The following is a 17,761-nucleotide window of genomic DNA, read 5'->3' on the forward strand; positions in this document are numbered from 1 at the left end:
TCAGCTCGCGCTCGGAACGGCGTCGGCGGTGCCGCCCACCACGAGGGCGGGGCACAGGATCGTGGGGAGGGCGTCGCTCACGGGGACGCCCTGGCCGTCCTTCCCGCAGGTGCCGATGTCGAAGAAGTGGAGGTCGCTTCCGATGCGCGTGATGCTCTTCAGCACGTCGGGGCCGCAGCCGCTCAGGGTGGCGTTCTTCACGGGATACTTGGGCTCGCCGTTCTCCACCCAGTAGCCCTCGGTCACCTGGAACACGAAATTGCCCGTCACCGTGTCCACTTGGCCGCCCCCCATGTGCTTGACGAGGAGGCCGTGGTCCAGGTCGCGGAGGATGGTCTCGGGCGCCTCGTTTCCGGCGGCCAGGAAGGTGTTGCGCATCCGGGGGATGGGCAGGTTGCGGTAGCCCTCCCGCCGGCCGTTGCCCGTGGGTTCCATTCCCATCTTCCGGGAGGTCTTGCGGGACTGGAGGAAGGCCTTGAGGACGCCGTTCTCGATGAGGACCACCCGGGTGGCCGGATTCCCCTCGTCGTCCACGGCCTGGCTGCCCCGCTTGTGGGGCAGGGTGCCGTCGTCGATGATCGTGACGCTATCGGCGGCGACCTTCTCCCCGAGCTTGCCCGCGAAGGCGCTCATGCCCGCGAGGACGAGGTCAGCCTCCAGGGCGTGGCCGCAGGCCTCGTGGACCATGGTGCCGCCCGCGCTGCTGCTGAGGACCACGGGGAACGTGCCCGCCGGCGCAGGCCGCGCGTCCAGCGCCTGGACGGCGAGCCGCGCCGCTTCGCGCACGGTGTCCGCCACGGCGGTTTCGGTGAACAGTTCGAAGCCCCGGGTCTCGCCCAGCGCCCGGTAGCCGGTCTGGAGCTGGGTTCCGTCGCCCACAGTGATGTTGGCGCGGAGGACAACCTGGGTCCGGTGGTCCTCGGTGAGGCGGGTGGACCAGGTGTCCTCTCCCCGCTCCGCGCTGGCGATCCACACCCGCTGGGTGCTGTCGCTGTAACCCACGGAGGCCTGCTTGAGCGAGCCGGTTCGAAGGGCTTCGGTCTCGGTCCGCGCGAGGGCTTCCGCCCGGCGCACCAGGGCCACCTTTTCCGCAAGGGGCACCGTGCCGGGCTCCCGCTCCACGGGGCTCGGCGTGGGATGGATCTCCACCGCGAGAGCCGGCACCAGCGCCGCGTTGCCGGTGCCCGGCGCGGCGAGGGTGCGGGCGGCGTCCGTCAGTTCGTCGAAGGTGGGCGCGATCAGATCCGCGAACCGGGTGGTGTCGCCGTCGACCAGGCGAAGGCTGGCGCCGAAGGTCTCCGAGGCGAGCACGTCCTCCATCCGGCCGTCGTCCATCGCCAGGCCGTGGGCGCGGCGGCGCTCGACGAACGCCTCGCCGTAGTCGCCGCCGCGGCTGAGGAGAAGGGTGAGGACGTCGCGCAGCTGGTCGGCGCTGAAGGGTGCGGGCATCGGGTCTCTCCAGGTCCGCCCTCGGCGGAGCCGCCAGTTTGCCAGAAGGGATGCCTCCCCTTCCGCCAGGATTCCTTCCAGGGCCCGGCCATCATTGACGATCACGAGATCGGCATGCAGCGCCCGCTCGGAAGAGGTCGCCTGGGCGCGGATCCGCGCCAGGGCGGCCTCCCGGGGCAGCCCGTCCCGCGCTTCCAGGCGGGCCAGGCGCAGTTCCTCGGGGGCGTCCACGGTCCAGAAGGCGTCGAAATGGTGGGTCCGGCCGCGCTCCACCCACAGCGCCGCGTCCAGCACTGCGCCCCGCGTGGTCGACGGCAGCGCCGCGAGGCGCTCGCCGAGCAGCGCCTCGATCCGGGGATGGAGAATCGCGTTCAGTCGCGCGCGGGCCCCCGCGTCCCCGAACACCCGCGCCGCCATCCAGGGCCGATCCAGTCCGCCGTCCGGGCCAAGGCAGTCCGGTCCGAAGGCTGCCACCACCGCCACCAAGCCCTCGGTCCCCGGCAGCACCGCCTCCCGCGCCAGAGCATCCGCGTCGATCACCGCCCAGCCCCGTTCCGCCATCCGCCCCGCCACGAAACTCTTCCCCGCCGCGATGCCGCCGCTGAGGCCGAGGAGGGGGAAGGGCGCGCCGGGCAATTTCATGGGGATCCGTTTGGGGGCGGGGGAATAGCGACCTGAGAGGCTTCAAAGCCCTTGCTGGGCTTCCGGCCCGCCTGTCAGGATGCCGGAAACGCCCGAGGAGATCGGCTTGAAAGTGGTGCGCTCATTTGTCGTGTTGTGTCTTTCCATTCCGCTCTGGGGGGCCAATCCCTGGGCTCCTATTCCTGCGGAGGTGTGGGCCATCAAGGAGGGACCGAAAGGAGCCGTGGTCCTGGAGGAGCGGGTGCGCTTCCAGCTCCGCGAGATGGAGACCATCTATCGCGTCCGGATTTTCACGGAAGAAGGGCGGAATGCCGCTGCCATTCCGGATCTTCCCAAGGAGGCGCTGGGCATCCAGGGACGGACCGTCTATCCCGACGGACGGGAGATCGCCTTCGACAGCCAAAAGGACTTTGCCGAGCGGAAAATCGAAGCGGGAGGGCGGGAATACGCCCAGGTGCATCTCATGGCCCCCGGCGTGACGTCGGACTGCGTGGTCGAGGTCCGCTGGAAAGAACGATCCAATGGATACCGAGAAGGGCTTCCCAAGCGGTTCTCGGATGGCTACTACGGAAGGTGGACGGTGGGGAATCCCTATCCCACTCAACTGTGCGCGGTGGAAGTCGCCAAGAACTTCAGTTTCGCCTTCTTCATCGCAGGAGGAACGGTCGGGAAGTCCGAAAGCTCCGAGAAGGACGGATTCCGCGTCATCACCTACCGGAACCTGCCCGCCATGGAGGCGCTTCCCTATTCCATGCTCGCCACCAACGGTTTCCCGCGCATGGAGATCTTCTGGCAGCCGGACGATCTGATCCGGGCGATCAACCGCGGGGCGGACGGCTATTGGTCGGAGGCCTTCGATCTCATCTACAAGCGGGACTACGAGGACTCCGTGGATAAAGGCGGAGCTTTCCGCCAGCTGTCCGCGGATCTGCTGAAGGGACTTCCGGAGGGGCCCCAAGCCAAGGCCAAGGAGCTTCTGGCCCGGTTGGAGGCGAGGGTCAAGAACATCTCCATGCCCACGGCGCGGGAGAAGGCGGCGCTTTCGAAGAGCTTCTGGGACGACTACGAGTACAAGCGCCTGGATAAGGCCGCAGCCTCCGGTCTGGCGAGCGCGCGGGGAATGCGGCTGATGTACTACCACTTGCTGAAGGCCGCGGGTATTTATCCCAAGATTGCGAAGCTGGTGGATCGGGAGCAGAACCTGTTCAACTATGCGCGCTTGAATGCCTGGCAGTTCGACCACGAGATCCTGGGCATCGCGGAAGAGGGGAAGGCAGATCTGTGGATCGATCCGGGAAACCGCTACGCGGCGCCCGGCGTGATCCATCCGGACTATCAGGCCGTTCCCATGCTGGTGTACGCGCCCCAGGACGCGAAGACCTGGCGCCCCCTTCGGGATGTCCTCCCGGCTGCGCCCCCCACCTTCAACACCCGTACCTACGCCTACAACCTGGAACTGGGGGAGGACTCCGACCAGTTCGAGGTGCGCGCACAGTTCCGCGGATACCCCGAGTACGCCGAGCGCTACCACTATCTCTCCTACGAGGCGGCGGACCAGTCCCGTCTTCTGAAGGAGTCGTTCGAGAAGAGCAGCAAGACCCTCGTGATCTCCAAGGCGGCCGTTCTGGACGTCACTGATCCCGCCAAGGACGTGTCCTGGGAGGTAAAGGGCAGCCGGGAACAGGAGTCCGGTCGGCGCCGGGAGGTCTTTCCATTCCCTGGAATGCCCTGGCCTCTCCCGGTGCCCGACAGACTGGACGTGCCCCGCTCAGTGCCCATTGTGCTTCCCTACCTCGTGTCCCACACGGCCACCTGCACTTTCGAGGTGCCGCGGGGGTACCGGTTCAATCCTCCCGGGGTCCTGGAAAGCGGTAACGATTTCGGAACGGTCAAATGGTCGGCCTCCTTCCAACCCGAAACGCGGAAGGCGACGGTCCAACTCGCCGTCGAAGTGGCCGCGATCAATAGAAGCGCGTCGCAGTGGCGAGCCTTCCGGGAGTACCTCGGCTGGATCCAGGACGCCTGCACCCGCGCCCTCGTGCTGACGAAAGAGGACTGATGCTTCGCCGCCTGTTGCTTCTTTTTTTCATCCCTCTCGTCCTGAAGGCCCAGATGTTCTCCGCCCGCCTGCCGGAATGGGCGGCGGCCGCCTCGCAATCCGTCCTTGCGGAAAAGGCGCCGGAAGGCGCTGATGCCTGGGTTCTCCTCGATCGGACGGAAATCGCTTACGTGGGAGCTGGAGAGATCCGCCAGCGCCGGTTCCGGGTCGTCCAGGTCCTTACCGAGCGGGGAACCAATCAGGCGGCCTTTCTGCTTCAGGGGCTGGGCGGCAAAGCGAGCCAGGTGAAGAAGCTCAGAGCGTGGAATCTGCGCCCTGACGGCGAGATGGTGAAGCTGGACCGGAGCGACGCCGTGACCATCCACGACGCGGGGAGTGCGGAATTCAGCACGGATACGGTGACGGGAGTTGCGCTGGATCGGGTGGTGGTGGGGAGCCTTCTGGCTTTCGAATCCCTCGAAGCGATCCAGAACCCGATCGGGCCGATCGCGGGGGAGAGGATCCTGGAAGCGAATCCCGTCCGGCGCTGGGAACTGGCGGTGGCAAAGAAGGAGGGATGGTTCACCGACCTGAAGGCCGTGGGCGTTCTCATGGAGAAACACCACTTCCGGCCGTGGATCGAGCAGGTCGATGAAGTGGCTGGGCAACGAATCACCCTGTCGAACCTTCCCGCTCTTCCCAAAGATGAGGGCGGCCACCCCGATCTGGGGGAGATCCTGCCCATGGTCCGAGTGCGGTTCTTCGACCCGGACCTGCCGGTGTCGCGGATGTGGGGCAGTTGGGACACCCTTGCGGCTTGGGAGGAGGAAACTTTTGGAGGGAAGCGCGCCCCCGCCACCGCGCCTTCGAGGGGCTGGGCGGGTCTGACGGGTCTTCGCTCACTCCACGCCTGGATGGGGGAGACTTTCACCTACCGGCAGGTCTACCTCACCCCGGAACGGGGATGGGTTCCCGAGCGGGCTGACCAGGTGGGGCGGAAGCGGTATGGCGACTGCAAGGACCTCACCTGCGTCCTCATCTCCGAAGCGAAGGCACTGGGATATGCGGGCTATCCCGTGCTGGCCACCATCGGTGGCCCCCGCGTGGCGCCCGACACCTCCCCGTTCCCCTTCTTCAACCATGTGATCACGGCCTTGAAGCTGGAGACGAGTCTCGGCCTCCCGGCGGAAGTGGAGACTCCTGGCGGGCGCTTCCTTCTGGTGGATCCCACGGATTTCTTCACTCCGTTGGGCCTTCTGGGGACCGCCCACCGAGGTCGGCAGGTGATGATCTGCGCTGATGGTGTGGCACGGTGGGTGAGCATTCCCGATTCGGCCGTCCAGCCCAGCCGACTGGAACTGGAAGTGGAGGGTTCCGCCTCTCGGGAGGGGAAGCTGACAGCCACTCTGCGGATCCGGGAGACGGGAGACGCCTGGGGTTTGCGGTCCATGGCCAAAGCTCGGGGCGCCAAGGGTGTCCATGATCGGCTGGTGGAGGATCTTTTGGACCTCCCTCCCACCGGGGCGGTGGTGGTGCAGGCGGTGGAGAACCCGCTGGAGCTGGACAAACCTTTCGAAGTGACGGTCAAGGTGGACCATCCGCAGGGTTTCCGCCTCAACGGCGGCGAGCGTGAGCTGGTGGGATGGGGCATTCCATGGCCTCCCAAACTGATCCAGAAAGTGGGAGTGCCGCGGCGCTATCCGGTCCAGTCCGGTGCCTTTGGGGAGCAAGTCCTCCGGGTCCGGCTGAGGGTGCCCGGGGCCGTCCAGCCGGTGCTTCCGGCCCGCTCCGGGGAGACCCCCTTCCGGGCCTTCACCTGGGAGGCCACCTCCGAGCGGGAAGGCGCGGAGTCGGTCGTCTCCCTCCGCTTCGATATCCGGTGGAAGCCGGCGACATACGGGTTCGAGGCACGGGAAGAAGGGCTTGGGGCCTGGAAGAAGGATCGGAGCTCGTACAAAGCCTTCCGGGAGGAGGCTCTGGGCTTCAAGGTCCTGCCCTAAAGGTCCCCGTTCCCGCGGCCTGCGGGCCCGGAAGCCTCCTCTCGGCTACACTGGACCGTTCCGTTTTTGACCCGAGGTCCCATGAAAGACGCGTCGCCCGAACAGGCTCTGGACCTGTCCCAGCTGGAAAAGCCGGTGCTCGAACTGGAGGCCCAGATCCGGGCCATGGAGATGGATCCTTCCCAGGCGCGGGAACGGGAGAAGCTGCAGCGGAAGCTGGAAAAACTGAAGGCGGAACTGTTCTCCAACCTGACGGACTGGCAGCGGGCCCAGCTCGCCCGCCATCCCAAGCGGCCCTACACCCTGGACTACCTGGAGCGCATCTGCGAGCGGTTCGAGGAGCTGCACGGGGACCGCAACTTCGGCGACGATGCGGCCATCGTGGGTGGGATGGGGTGGATCGAGGGCAATCCGGTGATGGTCATCGGCCAGCAGAAGGGCCGGGACACCAAGCAGAAGATCCTGCGCAATTTCGGGATGCCCAAGCCCGAGGGCTACCGCAAGGCCTTGCGCTTGATGAAGCTGGCCGAGAAGTTCCAGCGGCCCGTCCTCTGCCTGATCGATACGCCGGGGGCCTACCCGGGCGTGGACGCGGAGGAGCGGGGGCAGGCGGAGGCCATCGCCCGCAACCTGCTGGAGATGGCGAAGCTGGAAGTGCCGATCGTGGCGGTGGTCATCGGCGAGGGCGGCAGCGGCGGCGCCCTGGCCCTCGGCGTGGCCGACCGCGTCCTGATGATGGAGAACGCCATCTACTCCGTGATCTCGCCCGAAGGCTGCGCTTCCATCCTGTGGAAGGACGCGGCCCAGGCCCCCAAGGCAGCCGCGGCCCTGAAACTCACCGCGCCGCACCTTCTCGACCTCGGCGTCATCGATGGCATCGTGAAGGAGCCCCTGGGCGGCGCCCACGCGGATTTCGACGCCGCCGCCGAAGCCCTGAAGGAAGCCATCATCGAGGCTTTCTCCGAACTGTCGGACCTGTCGGCGGAGCGGCTGGTGGAGGAGCGCTACCAGAAGTTCGCCCGCATGGGCAGCGTGGGCTGAGATGGAAGCGAAAGCCTGGCGCCTCCGGCGGGAGATCCCGGCGGGTCCGGCGCCCTGGAGAGCCCTGGGCGAGGCCTGGGATCTGGATCCGCGGGCGGCCCGGCTGGCCTGGCTGCGGGGCGCGGACCGGCCGGAGGACCTGGCCTGGCGCCTGGATGCCTCCTGGGGCCGGACCACGGATCCCCACCTCCTGCCGGGCGTGGACGCGGCCGTGGCGAGGATCCGCCGCGCCGTGGAGGCCCGCGAGCGCATCGTGATCTACGGCGATTACGACGTGGACGGCGTCACCGCCACGGCCCTCCTCGTGCGGGCCCTGGAGAAGCTGGGCGCCGATGTGTCCTTTTTCATCCCCAACCGGTTCTCGGATGGCTACGGCCTCCACCTGGATTGCATCCGCGAGCTGAAGGAGACGCGCGATCCCGCGCTGCTGGTTTCCGTGGATTGCGGCGGGCGCAGCGCGGAGGACGTGAGGGCCAGCGCGGAACTGGGCATGGACTGGGTGATCACCGACCACCACGCGCTGGGTGCCGAGCTGCCTCCCGCCTGCGCCGTGGTGCATCCCCATCTGGACGGCTACGCCAACCCGTTCCTCGCCGGCGTGGGCGTGGCCTTCAAGCTGGCCCAGGCCCTGATCGGCGCCGCGCCCCATCCTTCGGGCGCGGACGCCGCCTTCCTGGACGGGCTGCTCAAGCTGGTGGCCATCGGCACCGTGGCGGACGTCATGCCCCTCGCCGGGGAGAACGCCCTGCTGGTGCGGCGGGGGCTGGATGCCCTGGCGGGAAAGAACGGTCCCGGCCTCGCCGCTCTTCTGCGGGCTGCGAAAAAGGAAGGCGCTCTGGGCGGCCAGGACATCGCCTTCGGCCTGGCGCCGAGACTCAACGCCGTGGGGCGGATGGGCGGGGCCGAGGACGCCGTCCGCCTGCTGCTGACGCGGGACGCGGCGGAGGCCGAGACGCTCATGGCGCGGGTGGAGGCGCTGAACTCGGAGCGGCGGGCCATCCAGCAGGAACTGGCGGCCCGGCTCCCGGCGCCGGAGGGCGCTTTCGATCTGGCCCTCGATCCCACCGCCCACAAGGGCGTCATCGGCATCGTGGCGGGCCAGCGCATGCGCGCCAGCGGCCGGCCCGCGGGCGTATGCACCGTGATCGACGGCGTGGCCCACGGCAGTCTCCGCGCTCCGGACGGCTACGATCTGGCGGAACTCCTGGCCCTGGCCCAGCCGTTCATCCTCGGCGGCGGCGGGCACCGCGCCGCGGCGGGGCTCAGCTTCGAAGCCTCGCGGTTCCCCTTTGTCCGCCAGGCGCTCCAGCGGGGCGCGGAGACCCAGGGTGAGGGCCGGGGAAGATCCGCTCTGGCCGTGGACGGCGGACCCGGGGACCTTCCCGATGGCACAAACTTGGCCCGCCTGGAGCCCTTCGGGCAGGGCTTCGCCCCGCCGCTGGCGCGAATCGACGGCCCTCTCGCCTCCGTTTCCGCGTTCGGCGCGGACCACTGGAAACTCCGCGTGGCGGGCCTTGCGGATCCGCTGACGTGGTTCGCCGGGAGCGATCGCCCCGCCCAGCCTGTCTCGGGCGAGCGGATCTCCCTCGCCGCCGGTCCCCAGGACAGCGCCCGGTGGGGCCGGTCGTGGATCGTCGACGCGCCCCTGGAAGCGGGGGAGGCCGTCCCGTGAGCGTTCCCCTGGTCGATCGGATCCCCTCCGCCCGCCATCCGCTGTGGCGGGGGCTGGGGTGGGCCCTGGCGGTGGGCACCCTGGGGCTGACGGTGCGCTTCCTGACCTCGGGGAGCGACGGGATGCCGGGCCGGATCGTGGGCGGCGACCCCCTGTTCGGGGAAGGGACGAAGGGCAGCGTCGGCACGCTCACCGAGCAGGTGGGCCCCAACCGCATGGTGCTGTCCTACAAGACCATCGAAGGCACGGAGGAGGACCTGCGCCTGGAGCAGGTCACGGGCCGGCTGGATGAGCAGGCCGGCCAGTGGCGGCTCCTGTCCCCGCGGGCCCGCCGCGAAGGGGGCGTGTGGGTGCTCCAGGCTCCCCTGGACCTGGAAGTGGTCCAGGCGGGCAACGGGCCCTCCCTGGGCCGCGGCCGGGTCGAAGGCAGCGGGCCGGCCCTCCGCTGGGCCGGGGGCGAGTGGGAAGGGCTCGGGCCCCTGCGGTGGGAATCCCGCGAGGGCGCTACTCAGGGAGTTTGGAACCTGCCCGCGGGCTGGCGGCGCGAGATGGATGGCCGGATCCGCGTGGATCATGGGCCGGTACGGTGGCAGGCTCCGCCCGACGGAGGTCCCGCCACGCTCAAGGCCATGGACGCGGACCGCCTGTGGGCCACGCCGGGTTTTTTGACGGGCCACCTGGAGGGCGTGAAGGCCCAGCTGACGGAGGGTTCCCTCCAGGCGTCGGTGGCCGACCTCACGCCCGAGACGGTCACGTGGCCCGGGCCCCTCTCCTTCGAGCGGAACGACGGCTGGCGGGGCGAGGCCAAGAGCGGCGCGGCGCCCCGGCCCGCGCCGGGCGCCCGGTTCCAGCAGGTGGATTTCCGCGGATTCCAGGCCCGCCGCGCCGGGCCGACCGGCGAAGAGCGCCTGTCCACGGAAGGGGCGCGATGGACGCCCGCAGGGCTGCGCCTGGAAGGCAACGTGATATGGGATCAGCCCCTGGATGGCCAGCGGATGGTCCTGAAGGCGCCGCGCGTCCTGATGCGGGAGGCGCCGGGGGCGGAACTGCCGGACTCGCTGCCCGTGGGCCATTCGGCCGCGGAAGGCCAGGCCCTGCTCACCTGGGGCCGGCGGAGCCTCGGCTCGCCGCGCATCGTGGTGGAGCGCGCCACCCGGCGGTGGAAGCTGCAGGCGCCGGTCCTGGGCCGCGGCGAGGACGGCACCTTCAGCAGCGGGGCGGGCGAGGGCGATCCGCGGTCGTGGAGTTTCGACGGGCCCGTGCAGGTGAACCTGTTCTCCGGCGGCAACCTGCGGGGCGCGAAACTGGTGTGGGAGGACACGGTCTGGACCCTCACCGGCCGGCCCGCCGCCTGGACGCGGCTCCGGGAGCGCCTCTCCGGCCCGCGGATCGTGCGCCGCGGAGAGACCGTCACTTTTCCGGAAGGCCTCAGCGGCACCCTGGCGGCGGCGGACGGCGACCTGTTCCTCCGCGCGGAGAAGGGCCAGAGCGAGGCCCAGCGGATCACCCTCGGCGGCGGTGTGGAGTGCCAGGGGCAGGGCTGGCGGCTGGCGGCGGAGGCGGTGACCGTCACCGTCGGCGCGGACCGTTCGGTGAAGCTGATCCAGGCCCAGGGCGGCGTGACCCTGCGGGGTCGGCTGGGCGAGGGACAGGGCGAGGCCCTGGAGCTGGAGCCCGCGGGCCAGGCCGTCCGCTGGCAGGGCCGCGTGCGCGGGAAGGGCGCGGGTCCCGGGTGGTGAGGCGCCGTGGAATGTCGGTCCTGAGCGCTCCCGTGGTCTGATAGAACCATGACCGAGTCCGCTCCTTGCCTCGAGGCCGTGAACCTCCAGAAGCGCTATGGCGACCGCACCGTGGTGCGCGACGTCAGCTTGTCTGTGGGCACGGGCGAAGTAGTGGGCCTGCTGGGGCCCAACGGCGCGGGCAAGACCACGACCTTCTACATGGTGGTAGGCGTGGAGGCGCCGGACCGCGGCGGCATCCGGTGGCTGGGCCAGGACGTGACGGCCCTTCCCATGCACCGCCGGGCGCGCCTCGGCATCGGCTACCTGGCGCAGGAATCCAGCGTCTTCCGCGGGCTCACCGTGTGGGAGAACCTGATGGCCCTGGGCGAGCTCCAGCCCATCCCCAAGGCCGAGCAGCGCGCCCGCTGCGAGCGCCTGCTGGCGGACTTCCACCTGGAGAAGGTGCGCGACACGCTGGGCATGAGCCTCTCCGGCGGCGAGCGGCGGCGCTGCGAGCTGGCTCGCGCCCTGGTGACCGAACCGCGGATCATGCTGCTGGACGAGCCCTTCGCGGGCGTGGACCCCAAGTCCGTGCTGGAGATCCAGGGGCTGATCGCGGACCTGAAGGCTCGGGGCATCGGCGTGCTGATCACCGATCACAATGTCCGGGAAACCTTGCAGATCGCCGACCGGGCCTATATCTTGGCGGACGGAATGATCATGAAACACGGCCTGCCCAGCGAGATCGCAGAGGATCCGGACATCCGCCGGGTCTACCTCGGCGATCGGTTCAGGTTGGACTGATGGCGGCCGGCCCGTACCTCTCCCAGCGACTGGCCCAGAGCCAGACCCTCGCGCTGACGCCCGCCATGCAGCTGAAGCTCAAGCTGTGGCAGATGAACCTCCAGGAACTCTCCCAGACCATCGAGCGGGAGCTGGAGGAGAACCCCCTGCTGGAGCTGGCGGAGGACGGCGACGAAGTGCCCACCCTGGAGGCCATCGAGGAGGGCCGCGATTCCGACGTCACGGAACTCTCCCCCGAACAGGCCGCCGAGGGCGTCGAACTGCCCGAGGGGGTGGACACCGTCGATCTGGGACCCATGCTGGACGCGGCGGGCGAGATGAATCCCGAAAGCGACTTGGAAAAATTCACGGAAGAAGGCGTCGCGCAGGTGCAGGAGACCGAACTGGGCGCCGAGAACAGCTGGGATTCCGAACTGCCCCGCACCAGCAACCTGCCGGAAGAGGATCGCCTGTCCTGGGAGGATCGCCTCAGCGCCAGCGAATCGCTTCAGGACCACCTTCTCGGGCAGCTCTACGAGACGCTCGAACACGAGGATCCCCGGGCCGCGCTGGTGGAGCGCCTCATCGACCGCCTGGATCCCAAGGGATTCCTCCGCCTGGACCCCGACCAGCCCGCCCTGGAAGCCACGCCCGCGGCCCTGGCGGCGGATCTCGGCGTCAGCGAGGAGGACCTGCGGGCCGCGGTGGACGTGCTTCAGGAATTCGATCCCTCCGGCGTGGGCTGCTTCACGGTCCAGGAGAGCCTCCTCCTCCAGCTCCGCCACGCGGGCGCCGAGCCCGACGACCTCGCCGTGCGGATCATCCAGAGCCACTCGGCCCTGCTGGCCCAGCGGGACAGCGGCCGCCTTCGCAAGGCCATCGGCTGCTCCGAAGAGGAACTGGGCGTCGCCATGGAGCAGCTCAAGCACCTCAACCCCTCGCCGGGCCGGGCCTTCGATCCCGAGGGCGAGCGGGTGGTGAAGCCCGACGTGGTGGTGCTCAAGGGCGAAGACGGCAACTGGAAGATCTACCTGAACGACGAGGGCCTTCCCCGCCTCAAGGTGAACGGCGAGTACCAGCGGTTCATGGCCTCCAGCGAGGCCAAGTCGGACAAGGACTTCATCCGCGAGCGCTTCCGCAGCGCCCGGGATTTCATCCGGGGCGTGGAGGACCGCAACCGCACGGTGCTGCGCGTCTCCGCCCAGATCGTGGATCTGCAGAAGGAATTCCTGGAGCACGGCATCGAGCGCCTGCGGCCCATGGTGCTGCGCGACGTGGCCGAGGCCACCGGCTTCCACGAGAGCACCATCAGCCGCGTGGTGAAGGCCAAGACCATCCACACGCCCCAGGGCCTGTACGACCTCAACTATTTCTTCTCCGCGCGGCCGAAGGATTCGGACGTGTCGGCCACTGTCGTCAAGCACCGCATCAAGGCCTTCGTGCAGGCCGAGGACTCTGCCAAGCCGCTATCGGATGAAGCCATCGCCGGCCTGCTGGAGCGGGACGGCATCAAGGTGGCGCGCCGCACGGTGAACAAGTACCGCGAGGAGCTGAAGATTCCTCCAGCTTCCCAACGGCGGCGACGATGAAGGGGCACCGGCCCCCGCCGCCGGCTTTCCGGTTCCCGGGCCGCCCGGCCCTTTTCAGGAGACTCCCATGAAGGTCCACTACACCGGCCGCCACATGGAGCTCACCGAGCCCCTGAAGCAGTTCACGCAGGAGCGGCTGGACAAGATGGCCGCCTACCTGGACGACATCATCGACGTCCACGTGATCCTGGGCGTCGAGAAGCACCGCCACGCGGCCGAGATCACGCTGAAGACCCGCGCCAGCGCCTTCGTGGCCTCCGCCACCACCGACGACATGTACTCGAGCATCACCCAGGCCGTGGAGAAGCTGGAGACCCAGGCCCACAAGCACCAGGACAAGCGCACCACCCGGCCCCACGACAGCGCCAAGACCGGCGCCGCCGAAGCGGAAGCCTAGGCTTCACCCACTCCCTTTTCCCCCAAAGGCGGCCCGTCTGGGCCGCCTTTGCTATTCTGGAGGGCCTGGAGTCCGCCATGCCCGATCCCACGCACCTCTACGCCCCCAAGACCTGCACCGAGCCCACCCAGATCTGCGAGAAGTGCCGGAGCCCCTACACGCTGGAGCACTTCCAGCACGGCGTGGAAGGCCAGGAGTGCGTGTGCCGCCGCTGCCTCCAGGTGATGGGGTACAAGGTCTAGGCATGTCCGCCGTCCTGTCGTCCGACGCGATCCTGGAGCAGGTGCTCCGGGGGGGGCGTGTCAGCGCCGCCGAGGCCCTGGTCCTGCTGGAGGAAGCGGAGCTGCCCGACCTCGCCGTGGCCGCCACCGCCGTCCGCGATCGCCACAACGATCCCCGGCGCGTGAGCTACGTCATCGACCGCAACGTCAACTACACCGACGTGTGCAACGTCTACTGCACCTTCTGCGCCTTCTACCACAAGCCCGGCGACACCCGCGGCTACGTGCTGACGAAGGACCAGCTGAAGCAGAAGGCCGAAGAGACCCAGGCCCTCGGCGGGACGGGCTTCCTCCTGCAAGGCGGCGTGAACCCCGACCTTCCCTGGGACTACTACCTCGATCTCGTGAGCTACCTCCACCGCGACCTGGGGATCTGGGTCCACGGCTTCTCGCCGGTGGAGATCCAGATGATGGCCAAGCTCAGCGGCCAGACCCTGCGGAAGACCATCGCCGACCTGCGCGAGGCCGGCCTGGGCTCCATTCCCGGCGGCGGCGCGGAGATCCTGGTGGACCGCATCCGCAAGAAGATCGCCCCGCTGAAGGGCGGCCGGGAGAAGTGGCTCGAAGTGATGGAGGCCGCCCACGAGGAGGGCGTGAAGACCACGGGCACCATGATGTTCGGGATCACCGAGACCTTCGCGGAGCGCATCGAGCACCTGGAGGCCCTGCGAGACCAGCAGGACCGGGCCCTGGCGCGGAACAACGGCGGGGGCTACACCGCCTTCGCGGCCTGGCCCTTCCAGAGCGGCCACACGCCCTGGGAAGGCAAGGTGCCCAAGCCCACGGACGTCGAGTACCTCCGCACCATCGCCGTGGCGCGGATCTTCCTCGACAACTTCGCCCACGTCCAGAGCAGCTGGGTCACCATGGGCCGCAAGACCGGCCAGCTGGCCCTCCACTACGGCTGCGACGACATGGGCAGCCTGATGCTGGAGGAGAACGTCGTCAGCGCCGCGGGCACCTGCTACAGCGTGAACAATGACGAGATGACCCGGATGATCCGCGCCGCGGGCTATGAGCCCTGGCAGCGGGACAACGTCTACGGCGAGGTGTCCGCCTAGGAGGAGGCCGTGCGGGTTCTGCTGCTGCTTCCGTTGCTCCTCCTGGCTGCCTTGGGATGCCGCCGGCCCGAAGCCGCGCCTTCGCCCCAGGCCCGGCTCGTGGTGCGCTTCCTGGACCGCGACGCCGTCCTGGACCTTCCGGCGCCCGCCGCCGAGGGTGCCTGGCGCGTGATGAACGCGGGGCAATGGGAGCCCCTGGAGGTCCGGTGGAAACCCGGCGCGCCTATCCTGGGCGCGGCTGTGATCGGGCGCACCGCCCCGGATTGGGTGCTCTTGGAGGATCCGGCCCGGGATACCCACCGCATCGTGGTGCGCGGGCCGGGACCGGAGGAACTGGAGATCCGCAACGGCCGCTTCGATCCCGAGGAAAGCGACGCACTGGCCGCCCTCGGTGTCCTGTGGGTGCTCAGCTGGGTGCGGCGCTGACGCCCAGAGGCGATCCCGGACCAAGCCAAGCCCTGGGTTTTGAGAAAGACTGTTTTCAAAGCGGAGGAATGCGGAGCGGCGGAGGAAAGCAGAGGTATTCCTCTCCGTTTTCCTCCGCCGCTCTGTTTCCCTCCGCTTTCAGGCTTTGATGCCAATGGGCGATCAAGACCCAATCTTTTTTCACCGCCAAGAACTGAATAAAGACACTGCTTTGTCTTTCTTGGTGTTCTTGGCGGTGATCTTTATTCGTTGAATGCAAAGGGGCATGACGCCAGGCCGGGCGCCCTCAGCCGCGGATCAGCCAGATGGGGCGCCCCTCGCGGACGGCTTCGCGCAGGAGGCGCTGGGCCTTGGCCAGATCGAGGGCTTCGATGGCGAGTCCGTTCAGTTCCATGCCCGTGACCGGATGATCGGGGCGGGGCAGCGGGAGGTGGACCGGACGGGTGAAGGCCTTGGATTCGGCCACGCCCGCGGCGGGAAGGGCGATGGAGGCCGTCTCCAGTTCGGCGCGGGAGTAGTCGAGGCGCTGCTCCAGGAGGGTCCAGGTGCGGCGGCCGGGCTTGCGCGCGCCGGTCTCCCACAGCGACACCGTCTGCTGGGTCACCTGCAGATACTCGGCGAAGGTTCGCTGGCCCATGTTCAGGCTCTCGCGGATCTGCTTGAGGTTCTCGGGGAACCAGTTCTTCGGCGCGCGGCGGGTCTTGGTGGTCATCGGCCGCTCCGGATCCGACAACCCTGCTGTCGCCAGCTCCTTCCGGTCCTCTCGCACCGGATCGGGAGGCGAGGAACGGCGGAGCGCGGCATGAAATCCAGTCTGGAAGCCCGTCCGTTCTCTCCGGAAGGGAGGGGCCGAAACCCAGGCGGGGCGCGGCTCGATGGACAATTTAGTTGTCAATGTAGGCTTTCCCGGCCCCGCCAAGAGGGGAATGGGTCAGGAACGCTTCCGTCCCGGTGCGTTCAGCCGACGCTTACCCGCGCAGGGCTTCCCGGGCGGCGAGGACCTTGGCGAGGGCGGCTTCGGGCGTGTCCGCGAGGGCGGTGAGGTGCCCCATCTTGCGGCCGGGGCGCGCCTCCGTCTTGCCGTAGAGGTGCAGCTTCACGTCGCGGTGCGCGAGGAGGCGCTCCCACGCCGGCTGGCCGTCCGCGGGCCACAGGTCGCCCAGGAGGTTGGCCATGGCGGCCGGGCGGAGCAGGGCGGTGTCCCCCAGGGGCAGGCCGCACACGGCCCGGACCTGCTGCTCGAATTGGCTCGTGACGCAGGCGTCGATGGTGGCGTGGCCGCTGTTGTGGGGCCGCGGCGCCAGTTCGTTCACCAGCAGTTCCCCGCCGGGCTTGAGGAAGAACTCCACGGTCAGCATCCCCACCACGCCCAGGGTCTCGGCGATGGCCAGGGCCGTGGTCTGGGCCCGCTGCGCGACCTCGGCGGGGATCCGCGCCGGGAAGACGGTGGTGTCCAGGATGTGGTTCCGGTGGTCGTTCTCCGCCACGGGCCACACGCTGGACTCGCCGCTGGAGGACCGCGCGCAGACGACGCTGCACTCCAGCTCGAAGGGCACCCAGGCTTCGAGGATGCCCTGCTGGCCCCCGAGCGCCGCGAAGGCCGGGGCGATGTCGGCGGCCTCCTTCAGCTTCCGCTGGCCCTTGCCGTCGTAGCCGAAGGCCGCGGTCTTGAGGACGGAGGGGAAACCGAGGGCCTCCGCCGCCTCGCGCAGGTCGGACTCGCGGTTGATCTCGCGGAAGGGCGTGACGGGGAAGCCGTGCTGGAACAGGAACCGCTTCTCGCGCAGCCGGTGCTGGACCGTGTGCAGGACGGAGGCGCCGGGATGCATGGGGCGGAGCGTGGCCACGGCCTCCAGGGTTTCCGCAGGGATGTTCTCGAATTCCACCGTCACCACGTCCACCCCCCGGGCCAGGGCCTGGGCGGCGTAGACGTCGTTGTAGGCGGCGCGGATCTCCACGTCCGCCACCTGGCCCGCAGGGCAGTCGTGGCCGGGGTCGAGGGCGTGCACGCGGAAGCCCAGGTTGCGGGCCGCCAACGTGAACATGCGGCCCAGCTGGCCGCCGCCGAGCAGCCCCAGGGCGGCCCCGGGACGGATGGGTGGGAGCGGGCGGGTGTCGGCCATTCCCCATTGTGGCATTCTCGGGAGCGGACTGTTTCCGCGGGGAGGGCCGGATGGAGCGCGTTCATCTCGTCACCCTGTCGGACCGGGCCTTTCGCGGCGACTACCACGACGAGGCCACGCCCCTTCTCACCCAGTGGCTGGAAGGGCAGGGCGTGGCGGCGGTGGTCTCCTCCCTGATGCCGGACGATCCCGCGGCCCTGGAGGCGGATCTGCGGGCCGCGGTGGCTTCGGAAGCGCCGCTGGTCCTGACCTGCGGCGGCACGGGCTTCGGCCTCCGGGATACCACGCCCGAGGCCACGCGCCGCGTCATCGAGCGGGAGGCTCCGGGCGTGTGCGAACTGATCCGCGCCAAGGGCGGCCATCCCCTGGCCTTCGCCAGTCGAGCCGTCTGCGGGATCGCGGGGCGGACGGTGATCCTCAACCTGTCGGGCCGGCCCGCCGCGGCGTTGGAGCAGATCCAGCTTGCCTGGCCGGTCCTCGTCCACGCCGTGGGCGTCCTCCGGAAGGAAGCGGCGGTGGGAGGGCCGTGCTCATGAAG

Annotated in this window: 15 protein-coding genes; 12 read left to right on the plus strand and 3 right to left on the minus strand. The window is 69.1% G+C overall.

The features are described from left to right. Entirely contained in the window at positions 1 to 2,091 is a 2,091-nt protein-coding gene (gene coaE / locus RAH39_RS05735; protein WP_306591849.1) for a dephospho-CoA kinase, read from the minus strand. A gap of 106 nt (positions 2,092 to 2,197) precedes the next feature. Here coaE and RAH39_RS05740 point away from each other — a divergent pair, with 106 nt between their 5' ends. The 11 genes from RAH39_RS05740 to RAH39_RS05790 all read left to right on the plus strand — a co-directional run bounded on the left by RAH39_RS05740 (position 2,198) and on the right by RAH39_RS05790 (position 15,100). Then, complete coding sequence (locus tag RAH39_RS05740) at positions 2,198 to 4,150, plus strand: hypothetical protein (protein WP_306591850.1); 1,953 nt, start codon at positions 2,198 to 2,200, stop codon at positions 4,148 to 4,150. A 53-nt stretch (positions 4,151 to 4,203) separates the two neighbouring features. Next, positions 4,204 to 6,129 carry a hypothetical protein gene (locus RAH39_RS05745; RefSeq protein ID WP_306591851.1) on the plus strand — a complete coding sequence of 642 codons (1,926 nt, stop codon included), beginning with the start codon at positions 4,204 to 4,206 and terminating at the stop codon, positions 6,127 to 6,129. Between the two features lie 81 nt (positions 6,130 to 6,210). Then, a complete protein-coding gene (locus RAH39_RS05750; RefSeq protein WP_306591852.1) occupies positions 6,211 to 7,170 on the plus strand; it encodes an acetyl-CoA carboxylase carboxyltransferase subunit alpha in 960 nt (319 codons plus the stop codon). A gap of 1 nt (position 7,171) precedes the next feature. Further along, positions 7,172 to 8,842, plus strand: a complete 1,671-nt coding sequence (locus RAH39_RS05755; protein ID WP_306591853.1) for a single-stranded-DNA-specific exonuclease RecJ — start codon at positions 7,172 to 7,174, stop codon at positions 8,840 to 8,842. Further along, positions 8,839 to 10,581 (plus strand): hypothetical protein, encoded by a 1,743-nt coding sequence (locus tag RAH39_RS05760; protein ID WP_306591854.1) that lies wholly within the window; start codon positions 8,839 to 8,841, stop codon positions 10,579 to 10,581. Before RAH39_RS05755 ends, RAH39_RS05760 begins: the two co-directional genes overlap by 4 nt. A 48-nt stretch (positions 10,582 to 10,629) precedes the next feature. After that, the gene (gene lptB, locus RAH39_RS05765) at positions 10,630 to 11,367 is read left to right on the plus strand and encodes an LPS export ABC transporter ATP-binding protein (protein WP_306591855.1); all 738 of its coding nucleotides are present in this window, start codon (positions 10,630 to 10,632) and stop codon (positions 11,365 to 11,367) included. After that, positions 11,367 to 12,935, plus strand: coding sequence for an RNA polymerase factor sigma-54 (gene rpoN, locus RAH39_RS05770; RefSeq protein WP_306591856.1), 1,569 nt, complete (start codon positions 11,367 to 11,369; stop codon positions 12,933 to 12,935). Before lptB ends, rpoN begins: the two co-directional genes overlap by 1 nt. A 67-nt stretch (positions 12,936 to 13,002) precedes the next feature. Continuing rightward, a complete protein-coding gene (hpf, locus tag RAH39_RS05775) occupies positions 13,003 to 13,332 on the plus strand; it encodes a ribosome hibernation-promoting factor, HPF/YfiA family (RefSeq protein ID WP_306591857.1) in 330 nt (109 codons plus the stop codon). Between the two features lie 77 nt (positions 13,333 to 13,409). Further along, entirely contained in the window at positions 13,410 to 13,574 is a 165-nt protein-coding gene (locus tag RAH39_RS05780) for a hypothetical protein (RefSeq protein WP_306591858.1), read from the plus strand. Between the two features lie 2 nt (positions 13,575 to 13,576). Continuing rightward, positions 13,577 to 14,674, plus strand: coding sequence for a CofH family radical SAM protein (locus RAH39_RS05785; RefSeq protein WP_306591859.1), 1,098 nt, complete (start codon positions 13,577 to 13,579; stop codon positions 14,672 to 14,674). Positions 14,675 to 14,683: 9 nt separating this feature from the next. Continuing rightward, on the plus strand, positions 14,684 to 15,100 hold the full coding sequence (locus RAH39_RS05790) for a hypothetical protein (RefSeq protein ID WP_306591860.1): 417 nt from the start codon (positions 14,684 to 14,686) through the stop codon (positions 15,098 to 15,100). 286 nt (positions 15,101 to 15,386) lie between these two features. Here RAH39_RS05790 and RAH39_RS05795 read toward each other — a convergent pair whose 3' ends face one another. Further along, on the minus strand, positions 15,387 to 15,812 hold the full coding sequence (locus RAH39_RS05795) for a helix-turn-helix domain-containing protein (RefSeq protein ID WP_306591861.1): 426 nt from the start codon (positions 15,810 to 15,812) through the stop codon (positions 15,387 to 15,389). Positions 15,813 to 16,068: 256 nt separating this feature from the next. Then, the gene (locus RAH39_RS05800; protein ID WP_306591862.1) at positions 16,069 to 17,223 is read right to left on the minus strand and encodes a 5-(carboxyamino)imidazole ribonucleotide synthase; all 1,155 of its coding nucleotides are present in this window, start codon (positions 17,221 to 17,223) and stop codon (positions 16,069 to 16,071) included. Between the two features lie 50 nt (positions 17,224 to 17,273). Here RAH39_RS05800 and RAH39_RS05805 point away from each other — a divergent pair, with 50 nt between their 5' ends. Beyond that, positions 17,274 to 17,759, plus strand: coding sequence for a MogA/MoaB family molybdenum cofactor biosynthesis protein (locus RAH39_RS05805; protein ID WP_306591863.1), 486 nt, complete (start codon positions 17,274 to 17,276; stop codon positions 17,757 to 17,759). The last annotated feature ends 2 nt before the right edge of the window (positions 17,760 to 17,761 follow it).

It is taken from the genome of Geothrix sp. 21YS21S-4 (genome assembly GCF_030845995.1).
In the GTDB taxonomy this organism is placed as follows: domain Bacteria; phylum Acidobacteriota; class Holophagae; order Holophagales; family Holophagaceae; genus Geothrix.

Bases quoted from the DNA above. Each gene is read 5' to 3' on its own strand.
- coaE (WP_306591849.1), bottom strand. From the start codon at position 2,091: ATGAAATTGCCCGGCGCGCCCTTCCCCCTCCTCGGCCTCAGCGGCGGC.
- RAH39_RS05745 (WP_306591851.1), top strand. From the start codon at position 4,204: ATGTTCTCCGCCCGCCTGCCGGAATGGGCGGCGGCCGCCTCGCAATCC.
- RAH39_RS05750 (WP_306591852.1), top strand. From the start codon at position 6,211: ATGAAAGACGCGTCGCCCGAACAGGCTCTGGACCTGTCCCAGCTGGAA.
- RAH39_RS05755 (WP_306591853.1), top strand. From the start codon at position 7,172: ATGGAAGCGAAAGCCTGGCGCCTCCGGCGGGAGATCCCGGCGGGTCCG.
- lptB (WP_306591855.1), top strand. From the start codon at position 10,630: ATGACCGAGTCCGCTCCTTGCCTCGAGGCCGTGAACCTCCAGAAGCGC.
- rpoN (WP_306591856.1), top strand. From the start codon at position 11,367: ATGGCGGCCGGCCCGTACCTCTCCCAGCGACTGGCCCAGAGCCAGACC.
- hpf (WP_306591857.1), top strand. From the start codon at position 13,003: ATGAAGGTCCACTACACCGGCCGCCACATGGAGCTCACCGAGCCCCTG.
- RAH39_RS05780 (WP_306591858.1), top strand. From the start codon at position 13,410: ATGCCCGATCCCACGCACCTCTACGCCCCCAAGACCTGCACCGAGCCC.
- RAH39_RS05785 (WP_306591859.1), top strand. From the start codon at position 13,577: ATGTCCGCCGTCCTGTCGTCCGACGCGATCCTGGAGCAGGTGCTCCGG.
- RAH39_RS05795 (WP_306591861.1), bottom strand. From the start codon at position 15,812: ATGACCACCAAGACCCGCCGCGCGCCGAAGAACTGGTTCCCCGAGAAC.
- RAH39_RS05800 (WP_306591862.1), bottom strand. From the start codon at position 17,223: ATGGCCGACACCCGCCCGCTCCCACCCATCCGTCCCGGGGCCGCCCTG.
- RAH39_RS05805 (WP_306591863.1), top strand. From the start codon at position 17,274: ATGGAGCGCGTTCATCTCGTCACCCTGTCGGACCGGGCCTTTCGCGGC.